Origin of the sequence: Erythrobacter sp. (assembly GCF_011765465.1) — a bacterium.
In the GTDB taxonomy this organism is placed as follows: Bacteria; Pseudomonadota; Alphaproteobacteria; order Sphingomonadales; family Sphingomonadaceae; genus Erythrobacter.
The window spans coordinates 1791376-1808806 of sequence record NZ_CP050265.1 but is presented as its reverse complement, the minus strand read 5'-3'; the positions used below and the strand labels follow the sequence as shown (position 1 = coordinate 1808806).

Genomic DNA, 17431 nt, shown 5'->3' with positions numbered 1-17431 from the left:
CGTGTCGGCGCGATCAGCGCGGCGTGAGCTTGAGCAGGCGACCCTCGTCGCCGTCCTCGGCGATCCAGACCGCGCCGTCCGGACCTTCCTCGATCGATCGCAACCGGCTGTTCATGTCGTAGCGGGCGACCTCGCGCGCGTTTTCGCCCTCGAGCGCGACGACAATGATCGCCTGCGTCTTGAGCCCGGCGATCAGCGCATCGCCCTGCCAGCCTTCGAACATTTTGCCCGAGTGGATGATCATGTCGCCCGGTGCGATCACCGGGGTCCAGTGGACCTTGGGCTTTTCGAACCCGTCGCGCGGTTCGTGGTCGGGGATCGGTGTGCCGTTGTAATTGTCGCCATAGGAGCGCTCCGGCCAGCCGTAATTGCGGCTTTCAAGGACGAGGTTGAGTTCGTCCCCGCCCGCCGGGCCGTGCTCGACTTCCCAAAGGCGGCCTTCGGCATCGAAATCCATGCCGAGGATGTTGCGATGGCCGAAGGACCAGATCTCGTCCGGCGCGCCGGGCTCGTCCATGAAGGGGTTGCCCGCAGCGGGCGTCCCGTCGAGGTTCAGGCGGACAATCGTGCCGAGCGTGTTGGTGAGATCCTGCGCGGGCGTCTGCTTCTGGCGGTCGCCGCTCGCGACGAAGAGGTGCTCGCCGCCCGGCGAAACCTGGATGCGGTGCGAATAGTGCCCGCGCCCCGTGACCTTGGGCGCCTGCCGCCAGATCACCTCGAAGCCCTCTATCGAACAATCGTCGGTCGCGCTGCAATCGAGCGTGCCCCGGCCCAGCGCCGCGCCGCGCGTGTCGCCTTCGCCGGCCTCGGCATAGGACAGGTAGATCGTGCGCCCGGTCAGCATCATGTCCTCCTGCGAAGGGAGGAAGGCGATGTCGCCCAGGCCGCCCTGGCCGCCGTAATCGACTTCGGGCACGCCCGAGACGGTCCCGATCTCGCCGGTCGATGTGTCCATCACCTTGAGCGTGCCGCCCTGTTCGGTCACGAAAAGCACGCCCGTGCCCGGCGCGAATTCGATCGCCCAGGGTTCCTCGAACACCGCCTTGACCTCGCTCGCGAAGGGGCGCTCGCCGCTTTGGCTGTCGGTCTGAGCGGCGCTATCCCCGGTTTCAGCCTGCGCACAGCTTGCGAGAGCGAGCGCGGGGAGCGACAAGGCGGCGAGGATCGGGTTCGGGCTTTTCATGGATACGGCAACTCCCCAGGACTTCTTTCGTGCCGAGCGCGCCGCGCCGGATTTCGTCATCGGTGTCGACGAGGCCGGGCGCGGGCCGCTCGCCGGGCCGGTGGTCGCGGCCGCGGTGGTGCTGTGCGAGCCGATACCCGCCGGGCTCGACGATTCCAAGAAGCTTGTGCCCGCGCGCCGGGCCGAACTCGACTTCGTCATCCGGGAGAAATGCCGCTGGGCTGTGGCGGTGGTCGAACCCGAGGAGATCGACCGGCTCAACATCTTCATGGCGACGATGGAGGCGATGACCCGCTGCGTTGCCGAGCTTTGCGCCGCGCTCGACGGGCCCCCGCGCGAAGTGCTGATCGACGGCAACATGACGCCGCACGGACGCTGCGAAGGATGGCGCTGGAAGGCACGCCCGATCGTCGGCGGCGACGGGATCGAGCCGTGCATCAGCGCCGCCTCGATCATCGCCAAGGAATGGCGCGACCGGTTGATGATCGAGGCCGCGCGGGAGCACCCAGCCTATGGCTGGGAACGCAACAAGGGCTACGGAACGGCCGAACACCGCGAGGCGTTGCGCCTGCATGGACCGAGCCCGCTTCATCGCCGTTCCTTCGCACCCGTCGCGCAGGCGAACCTTCTCTAGCGCTGCGGATTGGGCTAGGCGCCCAGCCCCATGATCGAAGCGATCCTCTATGCGCTGGCCGGGCTGGTCGGCCTTGCCGTGGGCGGCGAACTCCTCGTGCGCGGGGCGGTGGGGATCGCGCAGAAGCTCGGCGTGTCGACCCTTTTCACCGGACTCGTCATCGTCGGCTTCGCCACCTCGATGCCCGAAATGGTGGCGAGCGTGCAGGCCGCGCTGTCGGGTTCGCCCGAGATCGCATGGGGCAATATCGTGGGCTCCAATCTCGCCAACACGCTGCTGATCCTCGGCGTGTCCGCGCTGGTCGCGCCGATCGTGCTGATCGGGACCGGGCGGCGCGACGCGGTGACGGCGCTCGGCCTGACGCTGGTGCTGTGGGCGCTCGCGCTGTCGGGCCTGGGCGGGCGCTGGATCGGGTTCGCCTTCCTTCTCGGAATTCTCGCCTATATCGTCTGGCGCTATCGCCACCCGGGAAGCTCGCCGCCGGACAGCGATGTGGAGGCCGCGCCGATGAAGGCTTGGCTCGCCGCGCTGCTGTTCCTCGGCGGGCTGGGCGTGCTGGTGGCGGGAGGCAATGCGCTGGTCTACGGCGCGATCGAATTGGCGACGATCCTCAAGGTGCCCGAGACCGTCATCGGCCTTACCGTCGTAGCGGTAGGCACTTCGCTGCCCGAACTCGCCGCCTCGATCGCCGCCGCCCTGCGCGGCAAGGCGGGGCTGGCGCTCGGCAATGTCGTGGGCTCGAACATCTACAACATCCTGCTGATCGGCGGTGCGACCATGAGCATCGCGCCTTACCCGCTGCCCGCCGACCTTGCCGGGGTGCAGATGGCGCTGCTGACCGCGAGCGCGGCTGTCCTGCTCGCGCTGCTTTGGTGGGGGAAGCGGATCGGGCGGGTCATCGGCGCGCTGCTGGTCGCCGCCTTTGCCGGGAATGTGGTGCTGGTGTTCAGCTGACCGGGCGAGTCCTTTCGGCAACACCACCCGATCTGGAGTCCTGCCTGCGGGGGCGGACTCCATATCTTGTTGCGGTCCCGTTTCGTTCCGCGCCGCTCACTTTTCCTTAACCATACCTGCGCCAGATTTACCGGGTTGACGGGGAGTCCGCTTGGACTCATGCCTGTGGATAACTTTGCATCCAGGGCATCAGGGAGACGAGACGTGGGCGTTATGGAGACGGCGAAAATGCGCGCGAGGACGGGCACGAAAGCCCGCGAAGCCGCGCCCGCCCCAGCGTCCGCAAAGACCGCGCTTCCGCTCGGCACGATCCTCGCGGGCGACTGCATCGAGGCGATGCGCTCGCTGCCCGACAATTCGATCGACTGCGTCTTCGCCGATCCGCCCTACAACCTCCAGCTTGGCGGCGATCTCAACCGTCCCGACGGCAGCCATGTCGATGCCGTGACCGACGATTGGGACCGCTTCGACAGCTTCCGGGCCTACGACGATTTCACCCGCGCCTGGCTCGCCGAAGCGCGCCGCGTGCTCAAGCCCGACGGCTCGCTCTGGGTGATCGGCAGCTACCACAACATCTACCGCGTCGGCGCGATCCTGCAGGACACCGGCTTCTGGATCCTGAACGACATCGTCTGGCGCAAGACCAATCCGATGCCGAACTTCAAGGGCACGCGCTTCACCAATGCGCACGAAACTCTGATCTGGGCGAGCATGGGCGAGAAGGCGCGCTACCACTTCAATTACCGCGCGATGAAGACGCTCAACGACGAGCTTCAGATGCGCTCGGATTGGGTCATCCCGATCTGCGCCGGGGGCGAGCGGCTCAAGGAAAACGGAAAGAAGGCGCATCCAACGCAGAAGCCCGAGGCGCTGCTCTACCGCGTCCTGCTGGCGACCACGGAAAAGGGCGACGTGGTGCTCGATCCCTTCTTCGGCACGGGCACGACCGGGGCGGTCGCGAAAAGGCTCGGGCGCGAATGGATCGGCTGCGAGCGCGAGGGCTTCTACCGCGAGGTCGCGCTGAAGCGGATCGAAAAGGAATTGCCGCTCGACGAGAGCGCATTGAAGACCATGCAGAGCAAGAAATCCGCGCCGCGGGTCGCTTTCGGGACGTTGGTGGAAAACGGACTGATCGCGCCCGGCACGAAGGTGTTCGACAAGAAGCGCCGCTGGACCGCGACCGTCCGCGCCGACGGCTCGCTCGATTGCGCCGGGCAGGTGGGCTCGATCCACGGGCTCGGCAAGGATCTCCAGGGCGCGCCTTCGTGCAACGGGTGGAGCTTCTGGCATTACGAGAAGGGCGGGGAGATCGTCCCCGTGGATGCCGCGCGCCAGCTCTACCTGCTTGCGAGCGAAGACTGAGGTGAGCGACGTCTATCTCCACCCCATCGCGCTCGCTTCCGGCCCGCAGGCCGAGGCGGGCGAGCACGGTCCGGGCGCAATCCGGCTGGGCGGGTCGATGGCCTATGCCAGCCGCTTCGCGCTGGTCCTGCGCGAGGATGGCGCGGTTGTGGACCGGCACGTCTTCGGTCTCGCCGATGCCGAACGCGTCTTCGAGACGCTCGGCCCGATCGAGGAAGCCGAGGCGCGGCGGCAATGGGCCAACCTCGCGCGCGTCCACCCCCCGATCGACGCGGGCGAGCGGGTGATCCGGCTCGACCAGCCGCAGGTCATGGGTGTGCTCAACGTGACTCCCGACAGTTTTTCGGACGGAGGCGCCTTCGACGGCAAGGAAGAGGAAGGCCGTGCCCATGCCGCCGCCATGCTCGAAGCGGGCGCGGCGATCATCGACATCGGCGGCGAAAGCACGCGCCCGGGTGCGGAGGCGACCTTCGAGACCGAGGAGATCGAGCGCGTCGTGCCCGCCGTGCGCTACTGCGCCGCGATGGGGGCTGCGATCAGCATCGACTCGCGCCGCGCGGGCGTGATCGAACAGGCGCTTGCCGCGGGCGCGCATATCGCCAACGACGTTTCCGCGCTGCGCTACGACCCGCGCAGCAGCGAGGTGGTTGAGGCCTATGAATGCCCGGTCGTGCTGATGCACGCGCCCGGCAGCGGCGAGAATCTCCACGAGGGCGGCGAATACCGCGATGTCGTGACCGAGGTGTTCGATTTCCTGCGCCACGCCCGCGAGAAGGCGATCGCCGGCGGCATCGCCGAGGAGCGCATCCTGCTCGATCCCGGTATCGGCTTCGGCAAGTCGCTCGCCGACAATCTCGCGCTGATGAACGCGCTGCCGCTGTTCCATGCGCTCGGTTCGCCCCTGCTGGTCGGTGTCAGCCGCAAGAGGATGATCGGCGCGCTTTCCAACGAGGAAGGGCCAAGCGACCGCCTTGCCGGATCGATCGCGCTTGCCGTGAAGGCTATGGATGCGGGCGTCCACGTCCTGCGCGTCCATGACGTTCCCGAAACGGTGCAGGCCCGCAATGTCTGGCGCGGCCTGCGCGATGCGGCGCTGACCGATTTCAGCCAATTGCCGCCGCTTTCCTGATTGGGTCTTGCGCGCTGTCGCAATCGCGTCATGGAGGGAAGGCAAGGGCCTCTCGCCAGACACGACAAGGACTTTCTCGATGCGTTTTCCACTCCTTCTCGCCGCGGTCGGAACCGCCGCGCTCGCCGCCATCGCGCCGCTTTCCGCCAATCCCGAGGTGGAGGTGAGCGCCGAGGATATGCTCGCGCCCTATTACGCCAAGCTCGAGCGTGAACTCGACCTGCCCGTCGCTCCGCCCGGAGCGGCGCTTGCCGAGGACACGGTGCTTACCCGCATCGGCGTCGGTTCGTGCAACCACCAGAGCCGTTCCCAGCATATGTGGGCGCAAATCGCCGCGGCCGACCCGCAGCTTTTCCTCTTCATCGGCGACAACAACTATGGCGACAACGGCTGGGAGGGCGATGCTGCCCTCGGATCGCTGCGCGCGGCCTATGCCAAGCAGGCCGAGACACCCGAACTTGCCGCCTTCCGCAAGGCCGTGCCGATGATGGCGGTGTGGGACGATCACGATTACGGCTTCAACGACGGCGGGGGGAGCTTCACGCCGCGGCGCTGGTCCGAAACCATCTTCGAGACGTTCTGGGGCTCTTCCGAAGAGGTCCGCTCGCGGCCGGGCGTCTACGATTCGCGCATCGTGGGCGAAGAGGGGCGGCGCGTGCAGGTGATCCTGCTCGACACCCGCTTCTTCCGTTCGGACCTCGAGACAGGGGGCTATTCCGAACGCCGCCCGCCGCTCGGTCCCTATGTGCCCAGCAGCGACCCGGAAAAGACCATGCTGGGCGAGGAACAGTGGGAATGGCTCGAGGCCGAACTCGCGAAACCGGCAGATTTCCGTATCGTGGCGAGCTCGATCCAGGTGCTGACCGACGCGCACAACTACGAGGCGTGGGAGACGATGCCGCTCGAGCGCGCAAAGCTCTACCGCCTGCTTGCGGCGCGCGAGGACAGCGGGCTGGTGCTGCTTTCGGGCGATCGCCACGCGGGCGGCATCTACACCGACACGCCGGAAGAGACAGGCGGCGAGCAATTGTGGGAGCTGACCAGTTCCTCGCTCAACCTCGCTTTCAACGACACCGCGACCAACACCGCGCGCGAACCCGATCCCAAGCGGCTGACCGATTTCATTTCCGAGGAAAATTTCGGCCTCGTCGACATCGACTGGCAGGCGCGCACCTTCACCCTGACCCTGCGCGGGAACCAGGGCGAGGAGCGCGCCAGCCGGACCGTGAGTTGGTGACCGCCGAGCGCTAGAGCGTGTAGCCGCCGTCCGACACCATCACGTGACCCGTGACGTTGGCGGCGGCATCGCCCAGCAGGAACAGGATCGTCTCGGCCATTTCTGCGGAACTGGCGAAGCGCCCCGACGGCGTGGTTTTCGCCATTGCTTTGAGCGTCGCCTCGCGGCCATGCGCTTCGACCGAACGCTTGAAGTCCTCCGAGGATTCCCAGATCGCCGTGTCGACCCCGCCCGGTGCGATCGCGTTGACGCGGATCTTCTTCGGCGCGCCCTCGACCGCGGCGATGCGGGCCATGTGCGCGACTGCCGCCTTGGACACCCCATAGGGTCCGATGCCCGGCACGGGCTTCAGACCGGTGGTGGAGGAGACGACCACTGCGCTCCCGCCCTTGCCGGCCATAGCCCGCATCGCGGTCGAGAGCGTCAGGAAGGCTCCGTCGAGATTGATGTCCATCACCCGCCGCCACTCGGCGAAGTCGAGCTCCGTCAGCGCACCGCCCGCGCCGACACCCGCATTGACGATGGCATGGTCAAGCCCGGCGAGGTCGCCCTCGAGGTCGGCCCATAGCTCGGGGTCGGCGACGCTGCCGATGACCCGCACGACTTCGCATTGGCCGAGGTCGAGCTTTTCCAGCCCTGCCGCGTCGATGTCGTTCAGGAACAGCTTGGCCGCACCGCGCGCGGCGAGCGCTTCGGCGCAGGCGGCCCCGATGCCCGAGCCTGCGCCGGTGACAAGCGCGCTGCGCCCTTCGAAATCATGTTTGGTGTCATTCATGGCCAGAGCGCTAGGCCCGGCGAGTCGCGCGTTCAAGCGGCGTTGTCGATTCCAAGGTCGGAAAGCTTGCGGTAAAGCGTCGAGCGACCGATGCCGAGCCGCCGGGCGACTTCGGTCATGCGCCCGCGATAATGGCCGATCGCAAGCCGGATCACGTCGGCCTCGATCTCTTCGAGCGGGCGCAGGTTTCCGTCCTCGGTGTAGAGCATGACGCCTGCGCCCTCGTTGAAGGCGGGGACAGGTGGCTCGCCGCGCTCGCCGACGACTTCGGACAATTGCGGGAAGCTTTCAGCTGTCAGGGTCTGGCCTTCGCAATAGACAGCCGCGCGGAACAGGACCGATTGCAGCTGGCGGACATTGCCCGGCCAGTCATAGGCGGCGAGCAGCGCCAGCGCGCTGTCGGACACCGAGAGGTGATTGAGCCCCGGCTGCTCGCCGATCCGGGCGAGGAAATGGCGGGTAAGTGCGGGAATGTCGCTGGTCCTTTCGCGCAGGGGCGGCAGGACGATGCGGGTGGCCGACAGGCGTTGCGCGAGCTCCGCATCGAACCCGCCTTCCTCGACCAGCATCGCAAGCGGGACATTGCTAGCCACGAACAGGCGCATATCGATGCGATAGCCGTAGCTCGCCCCGACCGGCCGCACGATACCGCTTTCCAGTGCTTCGCGCAGGCGCTGCTGGACGCTCGCAGGCAGGCGGTCGACCTCGTCGAGGACAAGCGAGCCGCCGTCGCAATGCTGCAATGCGCCGATCTGGCGGTCGAAAGCGCCGGGAAAGGCGCCCGGTTCGTGTCCGAAAAGGACCGATTCGAGCGATCCGGCCGGGATGCTCGCGACATTGACGATTCGCAGCGCTTCCTTTGCCCGCGGGCTCGCCTGGTGCATCGCGCGGATCAGCATTTCCTTGCCCGTCCCGCTTTCGCCCTCGATCAGAGCATGGCCGTGCCCGCGTGCAGCCTTGGCGGCCTGAGCGAGCGCGGTGCGAAAGCCGGGCGCGGTGCCGATCATCGCGTCGAAATCGAGGTCGGCGCCCATCTTCTCGGTCAGCGGGGCGAGTTCGTCGCGCTGGCGTTCATTGGTCGTGACCGCGCGCAGCGCCTCCATCAGCCGGTCGGGAGAGACGGGTTTGACGAGATAGTCGCTCGCGCCCGCGCGCATCGCCTCGACCGCGAGGACGGGAGAGGCACTGGTTGTCAGCATGAGAATCGGCAGCGCCGGGCGGCGCTGCTTGAGTTCGGCGATGAGCGCGCAGGCATCGTCGCCCGGAACCCACTGGTCGAGCAGGATCGCCGACAGCTGCATCCCCTCGCGCGTGCCGAGCATGGCGATCGCGGTGTCCGCATCGGGCGCGACCAGCGTGCGCCAGCCTTCGCGCGCGGCAATCGCGGAAATGAGCCGACTTTGCGCCGGCTCGTCGTCGATCAGCATGACAAGGCGCGGCGTCTCGCTTTCCGTCCGCGCCGCCTCGCCGAGGTGATCGAGAGCCCCGGCCTGCGCCGCCACCTGCCGGTTCGAATCGGGGATCGCCTTTTCCGACATGGCCGCGTGCCCAAGCTCCCTCAGCGCCCCGGACAACCGTCCCGGGGTGAAACGTCGGATCGCTTTACGGCAGGCAGGTAAAGACTGGATTAAGCCTGTTGGCATTGCCCGGTCTTTGTCGCGCCCGGTCAGAGGCGCAAATGGGAAGCTGCGCACTTGAGCGTGCGGGCAGGCTCGGATAACGCGTGCGCCTATCACTTTTCACGGCAACCTTTTGCCCTGAATCCCGTTAGGCACTTTCAAGGGGAACAAACAATCATGGCAACGCACGACATGGACAAGGCGCGCTCGACCTATGAGTCGTTCATGACCGCGCTCAAGTGGGCCGTCCCGATCATCGCCCTCATCACCCTGTTCGTCGTCTCGCTCATCGCCGGGTAAACGCCCGAAATCTTGCCGAAGCTTCCTGGGGGGCATTAGTGAAGATCGCAGTCCTGAAAGAACGCGCCGCAGGGGAAACGCGCGTCGCGGCGACGCCGGAAACGGTGAAGAAATTCATCGGCCTCGGCAATGAAGTCGCGGTCGAGGCAGGCGCGGGCGCGTCCGCCTCGATCACCGACGAAGCCTATGGCGAAGCGGGCGCGACCACCGGCGATGCGGCGGCGGTGATCAAGGACGCGGACATCGTCCTCGGCGTGCAGGCGCCTGACGTGGCGCTGCTCAAGGGCGCGAAGCCGGGCGCGTGGGTCGCGGCGCTGTTCGATCCCTTCCAGCAGGGCGAGCGGGTCGAAGCCTATGCCAAGGCCGGGCTCGAGGCGCTGTCGATGGAATTCATGCCGCGCATCACCCGCGCGCAGTCGATGGACGTGCTTTCCAGCCAGTCGAACCTCGCCGGATACAAGGCGGTGGTTGCGGCGGCGGACGAATACGGGCGCGCCTTCCCGATGATGATGACCGCGGCCGGCACGGTGCAGGCGGCGCGCTGCTTCGTCATGGGCGTGGGCGTTGCGGGCCTCCAGGCGATCGCGACGGCGAAGCGCCTCGGCGCGCAGGTTTCGGCGACCGACGTGCGGCCCGAGACCGCGGAACAGATCACCTCATTGGGCGCCAAGGCGGTTTTCGCCGAAGGGCTGGAGGCGGCTGGCGAGGGCGGTTACGCGGCCGAACTCAGCGATGAGCAGAAGGCCAAGCAGGCCGCGCTCGTTTCCGAACACATCGCCAAGCAGGATCTCGTCATCACGACCGCGCTCATCCCGGGGCGCAAGGCGCCGGTGCTGATCACCGACGAACAGATCGCGACGATGAAGGAAGGCAGCGTGATCTTCGACCTCGCCGTCGCGCAGGGCGGCAATGTCGAGGGCTCGAAGCCCGACGAGGTCGTGGTGAAGCACGGGGTGAAGATCATGGGCTATTCGAACACGCCCGCGCATCTTCCCGCCGACGCATCGGCGCTGTTCGCGCGCAACCATTTCAATTTCCTCTCGGCCTTCTGGGACAAGGAGGCGGGCAAGCCCGAACTCGACGAGGAAATCGGCGATGCGATCCGCCTGACCAAGGGCGGCGAGATCGTGAGCGAAAGGCTGAAGGGATAGCGCCGAGGCGCATCGACCAAGGACATCAGCGGGCCGGGTGCCGGACAGGGGTAAGCAATGGAATTCGTCTCAATCCTCTCGATCTTCGTGCTGGCGTGTTTCGTCGGCTATTACGTGGTGTGGTCGGTCACCCCGGCGCTGCACACGCCGCTAATGGCGGTGACCAATGCGATTTCCTCGGTCATCGTGGTCGGCGCGCTGATCGCGTCCGCAGAAGCGGGAAGCGACGTTGCCAAGTATCTCGGCCTTGCGGGCGTGGTGCTCGCCAGCGTCAACATCTTCGGCGGCTTCGCCGTGACCGAGCGAATGCTCGCGATGTACAAGAAGAAGGAGAAGTGAGCATGGGCCGCCTGCTTCCCTCCTTCGCTCTCGCCGCGCTGACTGCGCTGCTCGCCACTCCCGCCCACGCCGCGACCGCCGCTGAAGGCGTGCCGACCTGGGTTCCGCTCGCCTATCTTGTCGCGGGCGTGTTCTTCATCCTGGCGCTGCGCGGGCTTTCGCATCCCTCGACCAGCCGGGCGGGCAATCGCAACGGCATGATCGGCATGGTGATCGCCGTGGCGACCACTCTTGTCACCCACGACATCGCCAATATCGTCGAAATCGCCATCGCCATCGCCATCGGCGGTGTGATCGGCTTCATCATCGCGCGGCGCATCGCCATGACCGCGATGCCCGAACTGGTCGCGGGCTTTCACAGCCTCGTCGGCATGGCCGCCGTCCTGGTGGGTTTCGCCGCGTGGCTCAATCCGGGCGCGTTCGGGATCCTCGACGATGCAGAGCAGATCCTGCTGGTGAGCCGGATCGAGCTGGGGCTCGGCATCGCGATCGGCGCGATCACGTTTTCCGGTTCAGTCATCGCCTTTCTCAAGCTGTCGGGCCGGATGAGCGGTTCGCCCATCCTGCTGCCGGCGCGCCACCTCATCAACCTCGGCACGCTCGCCGCTATCCTCGTGCTGATCGGGCTCTATGCCGTGTCGCCCCAAGGGGCAGCGGGCGAAGGCTGGATGGTGCTGGTGATCGCGGCCCTTGCCTTTGCGATCGGGTTCCTTCTCATCATCCCCATCGGCGGGGCCGATATGCCGGTCGTCGTCTCGATGCTGAACTCCTATTCCGGCTGGGCCGCGGCGGCGATGGGCTTCACGCTCGGCAACACGGCGATGATCATCACCGGCGCTCTGGTCGGCTCCTCGGGCGCGATCCTGTCCTACATCATGTGCCGCGCGATGAACCGCAGCTTCATCTCGGTCATCGCGGGCGGCTTCGGCGCGGACGATGCCGGAGGCGCAGGCGGCGAGGCGCGCGAGCAGCGTCCTTACAAGCAGGGCAGCGCCGATGATGCCGCCTTCATGCTCGAACAGGCGGAAAAGGTCATCATCATCCCCGGCTACGGCATGGCGGTGGCGCAGGCGCAGCACGCGCTCAGGGAAATGGCCGAACTGCTCGAGGAGAAGGGCGTCGAGGTCAAATACGCCATCCACCCCGTCGCGGGCCGGATGCCGGGCCACATGAACGTGCTGCTCGCCGAAGCCAGCGTCGACTATGACAAGGTCTTCGAGCTGGAGGACATCAACTCCGAATTCGCCAGCTGCGACGTCGCCTTCATCATCGGCGCGAACGACGTGGTGAACCCGGCGGCCAAGACCGACAAGTCCTCGCCGATCTACGGGATGCCGGTGTTCGACGTCGACAAGGCCAAGCAGGTCTTCTTCATCAAGCGTTCGATGGGCGGGGTCGGCTATGCCGGGGTCGACAACGACGTGTTCTACATGAACCAGACGACCATGCTGCTTTCCGACGCGAAGAAGATGGTCGAGGAAATCGTCAAGGCGCTCGACTGAGGTGGCGAGCGAGGGAGGACAGGGAGCGCGCCCGCTGCGGCTTCTTGCGATCCTCCTCGCCATCGTCCTCATCGCCATCGTCCTCATCGCTCTCGGCGCGTGGTTCGTCCTGCGCGAGGACGGCCTGCTCGAACAGGTGACGGCCGAGCGGGTCGAGGATGCGCTGGTTGCCAATGGAATGCCCGCGCCGATGGCCGAGTGCATGGGCGAACGCCTCGTCGATCGTCTGACGATCGCGCAATTGCGCCGCCTCGAACGCCTCGCCCCGCAGGAAGGGGAAGCCGCCGTCCCGAGCTCCGTGCGCGAGGCGCTGGACAGGCTCGGACGCGTGGACGATCCCGCTGCGGTCGAAGCGCTCGCGACCTCGGCGGCGGGCTGCGGGGTGGAATTGCTGCGCGAACGCTTCTGAACGCTTGCCTTGCCCCTGTCCCTTGCGCAGACTGCCGCCAAGGGAGGACTTTCATGACCAGACTTTCGCTCGCCGCCGCCTTGCTCGCCTTTGCCGTGCCGGGGGCTCTCCACGCGCAAAATGCCGATACCGCGGGCGAGCGGGTCGGAACCGAATTCATGGTCTTCGACACCGAGGCGAGCGAAGCGGCCGAGGCGCAGTTCCTGCGCGGCCTCGCGCTGCTGCACAATTTCGAATATTCCCGCGCCGCCGCCGCCTTCCGCTCAGCACAGGAGGCCGACCCTGACTTTGCCATGGCCTATTGGGGCGAGGCGATGACCTACAATCACCCGCTGTGGGAGGAGCAGGACCGCGAGGCCGCGCGCGGGATCCTCGCCCGGCTCGCACCCACCGCCGCCGACCGTGCTGCCAAGGCCGCGAACGCGCGCGAGGCGGCATGGCTGGACGCGATCGAGACGCTCTATGCCGAGGAGGGGACCAAGGAGGAGCGCGACCTCGCCTATCTCGCAAAGATGCGCGCGATGCTTGAACGCTGGCCCGACGACATCGACGTGCGCGCCTTTACCGGACTTGCCGTGCTCGGCTCCTCGCATGGCGGGCGGCAGGTGCCGATCTACATGGAAGCGGCGGGCATCCTCGAACTGGGCTTCATGACGCACGAGCAGCACCCGGGCATCCTGCACTACCTCATTCATTCCTACGACGACCCGGTCCACGCCCCGCTCGGCGAACGCATGGCCGAGCGTTACGCCACCGTCGCGCCCGATGCGGGCCACGCGCAGCACATGATAAGCCACATCTTCCACGCGCTCGCCGACTGGGAGGCGTCGGAAGCGGCCAACATCAAGGCGGATGCGGTGGTCGATCGCCAGCGCATCGCAGCGGGGCGCGCGCCGGCCGATTGCGGGCACTACAACGAATGGCTGGTCTATGCGCTGCTCCAGCAGGGCAAGGACGCGAGCGAGCGCGTGGCGGCCTGCCGCGCTGCCGCCGACACGGACGAGCCTTCCTACGGCCCGGTCAGGAGCTACAGCGTGATGGCCGCGTGGCAGGCGGTCGATGCCGGCGAATGGCCCGAGCCTCTGGGCGAGGAGGCACGCGCCTTTCTTCTGCCGCGGCTTACTCTCACCCATGTCGAAGCGCTGCGGGGCCGCGACGATCCGCAAGCTGTCGAAGCCGCGCTTGCCGAAATGCGGGCCGATGCCGAGGCCGTTCCCGGCCTGCTTGCACGCATGGCGCCCGATGATCGCACCACGATGCCATGGGTCGAACGCGCGATCGCACAGGTCGAGGCGCTCGCGCTGCTCGCCGCGGGAGACAAGAAGGACGGCCTTGCGGCCCTGCGCGCCGCCGCCGAGGCGGAATCCGCGCTTCCGACCGTGTTCGGTCCGCCCGCCATGCCCAAGCCGAGCTGGGAACTGCTCGGCGAGGAATTGCTGGCGTCGGGGCGCAAGGCCGAAGCCGCGGACGCGTTTCGCAAGTCGCTCGCCTTCGCGCCGGGTCGTCTGCTTTCGCTGAAGGGGCTCGAAGCGGCGACCTCGGGCACGTGAAACCCTTGTCATCGCTCCCTTTCATGGGCCAGAGTGCGCGGACTGGAGGGAGAGAGACGATGACCAGATTTGCCCTTGGCGCGCTGCTGCTGGCAGGTGCCGCCCCGCTTGCCGCCGAAACCCATGTGATCGCGCCGGGAGAGGGCGCGCAGGAGCGGCTGCAGGAAGCGCTCATCCTGGCCGAACCGGGCGACGAGATCGTGCTCGAAGCGGGGCGCTACACGCTCACCGACGGGCTCAGCCTCGATGTCGATGGTGTCACCGTGCGCGGGGCCGGGCCGGCGCAGAGCGTGCTCGACTTCACGACCCAGCAAGGCGCGGGCGAGGGTCTGCTCGTCACCAGCGACGGCGTGACCCTGCGCGATTTCGCGCTCGAGAACCCCAAGGGCGACGGGATCAAGTCGAAGGGCGCGGACAACATCGTCTATCACCGCATCCGCGTGACCTGGACCGGCGGGCCGAAGCCGGAGAACGGCGCCTACGGCATCTATCCGGTCGAAAGCACCGGGGTGCTCGTCAGCCATTCGGAAGTCTCCGGCGCGTCGGATGCGGGGATCTATGTCGGCCAATCGACAAAGATCACGGTGCGCAATTCCATCGCGACCGACAACGTCGCAGGGATCGAGATCGAGAACAGCCGCGATGCGATCGTCACCGACAACTACGTCACCCGCAACACCGGCGGCATCCTCGTCTTCGACTTGCCGGGCTTGCCGGTGATGGGCGGGGGCAACGTGCTGGTGAAGAACAACCTCGTCTCGGGCAACAACACGCCCAATTTCGCGCCTCCCGGCAATATCGTGGGCGGCGTGCCGCGCGGCACGGGCATCATGGTGATGGCGAACGAGAAGGTCTGGGTCGAGGACAACGTGGTGATGGACAATCCCACCGCGCCCTTCATGGTGATCGCCTATACGCAAGCCTTCGACGATGCGCGCTACAATCCCTATCCGCGCGAGGTCGTGATCGCGGACAACACGGTCGATGCGGGCGCGAGAGATCCCGACCTTCCGGGCGGCGAGATGCTGCTCGCGGCGTTCGGCGGGACGCTGCCCCCGCTGGTTACCGACGGGCTTGCCGATCCGGGCAGTCCTGATGTCCACCCGCTTGCCACCCATCCCGACATTCGCGGCTGGTCGCTCGGCCTGTCGCGGCAGGGCCAGCCGCTTGCCGAGGCCAGTCCCGCGCCCTTCGCGGCGCCGGCCTACACCTCGCCGTGGGACATGGGCGACATTGGTGCGCCTGCCGAACTGGAAGCGCGGCTCAAGTGAGGCGCGGCGCAGCCCTTCTTGCGGCGGCGACGCTCGCGCTGGCGGGGGCGGTCGGTCATTCCGCCGCGCCTGCCCCTGCGGGCGTGAACGATGCCGCCGTGATGGAAGGGATGCCGCGCGCGCTGTCCGAATACGGCTTTTTCGCCGATCCCGTCGCGCAGGTGCCTGCCCCCGGGTCGCCGGATACGCGCTCAACACACCGCTCTGGTCGGACGGGGCGGACAAGCTGCGCTTCGTCTATGTGCCGCAAGGCGCGCCGCTGGAGCCGGACGGAGAGGGCCTGCTGCGCTTTCCCGTCGGTTCCGCGATTATCAAGACCTTCGCATTCGGGGAGGGGGCCGAGCGCCGCCTGATCGAAACCCGCGTCCTGCTGCACCGGGCCGAAGGCTGGGTCGCGCTGCCCTATCGCTGGAACGATGAGCAGACCGACGCGGCGCTCGCTCTCGCCGGGGCGAGGCTGCCGATAACCACGCCGGCGGGCGAGGAAATCAGCTACCGCATCCCTAACAAGAACCAGTGCAAGTCGTGCCATTCGAAGGACGGCGAGGTCATCCCCATCGGGCCCAAGGCGCGCAACCTGTCGGCCGAATGGCTCACCGACATGGAGCGCGCCGGACTGCTCACCGCCATGCCGGAAAGTTTCGATACCCTGCCCGATTGGAGCGCGGGCGAGGGAGAGACTGCGGCGCTCGCGCGGGCCTATCTCGATGTCAATTGCGCCCATTGCCACCAGCTGGGCGGGGCGGCGTCCAATTCCGGGCTCGACCTGCGCTGGGAACAGGACGACCCGCACGCGATCGGCATCGGCAAGCCGCCGGTCGCCGCCGGGCGCGGCGCGGGCGGGCTCCTCGTCAGCATCGCTCCGGGCGATCCCGACGCCTCGATCCTCGCCTACCGGATGCAATCGGCAGAGCCCGGCATCGCCATGCCCGAGCTCGGCAAGGAAACCGTCGATCATGACGGCGTCGCTGTCGTGCGGCGCTGGATTTCGGAGATGCCTCACCAATGAAATGGGTGCTTCGTGCAGGGCTAGCGCTGGTCGCGGCGCTGGTCGTCCTGTTCCTCATCTTTCGCACGCCCGACACGGACGCGGAGGCGATGCGCGCGAAATATGGTGGCGCGCCCTCGCAGTTCGTCGAGATCGGAGATGGCGCGGTCGTCCACCTGCGCGACACCGGCCCGCGCGACGGCTTGCCGATCGTGCTCCTTCATGGCTCCAATTCGGATCTCCACACCTGGGACGAATGGGCGACCGGGCTGGAGGACACCTATCGCGTGATCCGCTTCGACCAGGTCGGCCACGGGCTGACCGGGCCGGACCCTCAGGCCGATTATGGTCGCGCCAACTACACCGCCGACATCGGCGAGGTCGCCGACGCGCTCGGCCTCGAAGCGTTCGTCATCGGCGGCAACTCGATGGGCGGCAAGCACGCGCTCGCCTACGCCTCGGCCCATCCCGAGCGGGTGCTCGGCCTCGTCCTCGTCGATGCGAGCGGCGGGCCGATGCTGCGCGAGGCAATCGAGCAGGAAGGCGAGAAAGGGCAGGACGACGACGGCGGCGGCAATATCGGTTTCGCCATAGCGCAGATGCCGGGAATCAACCGGATCGTCGAACAGGTCACGCCGCGCTCGCTCATCGAAAGCAGCCTCGAGCAGAGCGTCTCGGTCAAGTCGGTCGTCACCGAGGAACTGATCGACCGCTACTGGGAACTGCTGCGCTATCCCGGCAATCGCCGCGCGACGCTGCAGCGCTTTTCGGGCGAGTACGACCCGCTGAGTAAGGAGGAGATCGCCGGAATAGCCGCGCCGACGCTGATCATCTGGGGCGCCGAGGATCGCCTTATCCCGCTCGCTGCGGGACGCTGGCTCGACCGGGTCATGCCGCAAAGCACGTTCGTCGTGTATGAGGAAGTCGGCCACCTGCCGCAGAAGGAGGTGCCCGAGCGCAGCCTCGCGGATGTCCGCGAGTGGCTCGCAAACCGTCAATTTACTACGCAAGCCGCGAAATAGGCTCGT

At 67.1% G+C, this 17431-nt stretch carries 17 protein-coding genes; 14 read left to right on the top strand and 3 right to left on the bottom strand.

Annotated elements, in window-relative coordinates; all coding sequences use genetic code 11:
• Positions 1 to 13 precede the first annotated feature (13 nt).
• Positions 14 to 1183, bottom strand: a complete 1170-nt coding sequence (locus tag G9473_RS08660; RefSeq protein ID WP_291132536.1) for a PQQ-dependent sugar dehydrogenase — start codon at positions 1181 to 1183, stop codon at positions 14 to 16.
• Here G9473_RS08660 and G9473_RS08655 point away from each other — a divergent pair.
• From G9473_RS08655 to G9473_RS08635, 5 genes are all read left to right on the top strand, one after another.
• A complete protein-coding gene (locus G9473_RS08655; protein WP_291132534.1) occupies positions 1182 to 1817 on the top strand; it encodes a ribonuclease HII in 636 nt (211 codons plus the stop codon). The genes G9473_RS08660 and G9473_RS08655 overlap by 2 nt on opposite strands.
• A 30-nt stretch (positions 1818 to 1847) precedes the next feature.
• Entirely contained in the window at positions 1848 to 2771 is a 924-nt protein-coding gene (locus tag G9473_RS08650) for a sodium:calcium antiporter (protein WP_291132533.1), read from the top strand.
• 228 nt (positions 2772 to 2999) lie between these two features.
• Complete coding sequence (locus G9473_RS08645; protein ID WP_291132531.1) at positions 3000 to 4133, top strand: site-specific DNA-methyltransferase; 1134 nt, start codon at positions 3000 to 3002, stop codon at positions 4131 to 4133.
• 1 nt (position 4134) lies between these two features.
• Positions 4135 to 5262, top strand: a complete 1128-nt coding sequence (gene folP, locus G9473_RS08640) for a dihydropteroate synthase (protein ID WP_291132529.1) — start codon at positions 4135 to 4137, stop codon at positions 5260 to 5262.
• 79 nt (positions 5263 to 5341) lie between these two features.
• The gene (locus G9473_RS08635; protein ID WP_291132527.1) at positions 5342 to 6499 is read left to right on the top strand and encodes an alkaline phosphatase; all 1158 of its coding nucleotides are present in this window, start codon (positions 5342 to 5344) and stop codon (positions 6497 to 6499) included.
• Between the two features lie 10 nt (positions 6500 to 6509).
• Here the strand turns inward: G9473_RS08635 and G9473_RS08630 are convergent, their stop codons facing one another.
• Positions 6510 to 7274: an SDR family oxidoreductase gene (locus tag G9473_RS08630; RefSeq protein ID WP_291132525.1), complete on the bottom strand. Its 765-nt coding sequence runs from the start codon at positions 7272 to 7274 to the stop codon at positions 6510 to 6512.
• Positions 7275 to 7306: 32 nt separating this feature from the next.
• Positions 7307 to 8701, bottom strand: coding sequence for a sigma-54 dependent transcriptional regulator (locus G9473_RS08625; RefSeq protein ID WP_291138358.1), 1395 nt, complete (start codon positions 8699 to 8701; stop codon positions 7307 to 7309).
• Positions 8702 to 9070: 369 nt separating this feature from the next.
• Between G9473_RS08625 and G9473_RS08620 the strand changes: the two genes are divergently transcribed.
• Genes G9473_RS08620 through G9473_RS08580 form a run of 9 tightly spaced genes read left to right on the top strand, consistent with a single transcriptional unit; the run spans position 9071 to position 17425 of the window.
• Positions 9071 to 9193 (top strand): hypothetical protein, encoded by a 123-nt coding sequence (locus tag G9473_RS08620; protein WP_291132523.1) that lies wholly within the window; start codon positions 9071 to 9073, stop codon positions 9191 to 9193.
• A 38-nt stretch (positions 9194 to 9231) separates the two neighbouring features.
• Positions 9232 to 10344 carry an NAD(P) transhydrogenase subunit alpha gene (locus G9473_RS08615; protein ID WP_291132522.1) on the top strand — a complete coding sequence of 371 codons (1113 nt, stop codon included), beginning with the start codon at positions 9232 to 9234 and terminating at the stop codon, positions 10342 to 10344.
• A gap of 57 nt (positions 10345 to 10401) precedes the next feature.
• Positions 10402 to 10683 (top strand): NAD(P) transhydrogenase subunit alpha, encoded by a 282-nt coding sequence (locus tag G9473_RS08610; protein ID WP_291132520.1) that lies wholly within the window; start codon positions 10402 to 10404, stop codon positions 10681 to 10683.
• A gap of 2 nt (positions 10684 to 10685) precedes the next feature.
• Positions 10686 to 12185 (top strand): NAD(P)(+) transhydrogenase (Re/Si-specific) subunit beta, encoded by a 1500-nt coding sequence (locus G9473_RS08605; protein ID WP_291132519.1) that lies wholly within the window; start codon positions 10686 to 10688, stop codon positions 12183 to 12185.
• Position 12186: 1 nt separating this feature from the next.
• Entirely contained in the window at positions 12187 to 12594 is a 408-nt protein-coding gene (locus tag G9473_RS08600) for a hypothetical protein (RefSeq protein WP_291132517.1), read from the top strand.
• A 53-nt stretch (positions 12595 to 12647) separates the two neighbouring features.
• Positions 12648 to 14144: a hypothetical protein gene (locus G9473_RS08595; protein ID WP_291132515.1), complete on the top strand. Its 1497-nt coding sequence runs from the start codon at positions 12648 to 12650 to the stop codon at positions 14142 to 14144.
• Between the two features lie 59 nt (positions 14145 to 14203).
• Complete coding sequence (locus G9473_RS08590) at positions 14204 to 15415, top strand: parallel beta-helix domain-containing protein (RefSeq protein WP_291132513.1); 1212 nt, start codon at positions 14204 to 14206, stop codon at positions 15413 to 15415.
• A complete protein-coding gene (locus G9473_RS08585) occupies positions 15381 to 16424 on the top strand; it encodes an SO2930 family diheme c-type cytochrome (protein WP_291132511.1) in 1044 nt (347 codons plus the stop codon). Before G9473_RS08590 ends, G9473_RS08585 begins: the two co-directional genes overlap by 35 nt.
• On the top strand, positions 16421 to 17425 hold the full coding sequence (locus G9473_RS08580; RefSeq protein WP_291132509.1) for an alpha/beta hydrolase: 1005 nt from the start codon (positions 16421 to 16423) through the stop codon (positions 17423 to 17425). The genes G9473_RS08585 and G9473_RS08580 overlap by 4 nt, the downstream gene beginning before the upstream one ends.
• The last annotated feature ends 6 nt before the right edge of the window (positions 17426 to 17431 follow it).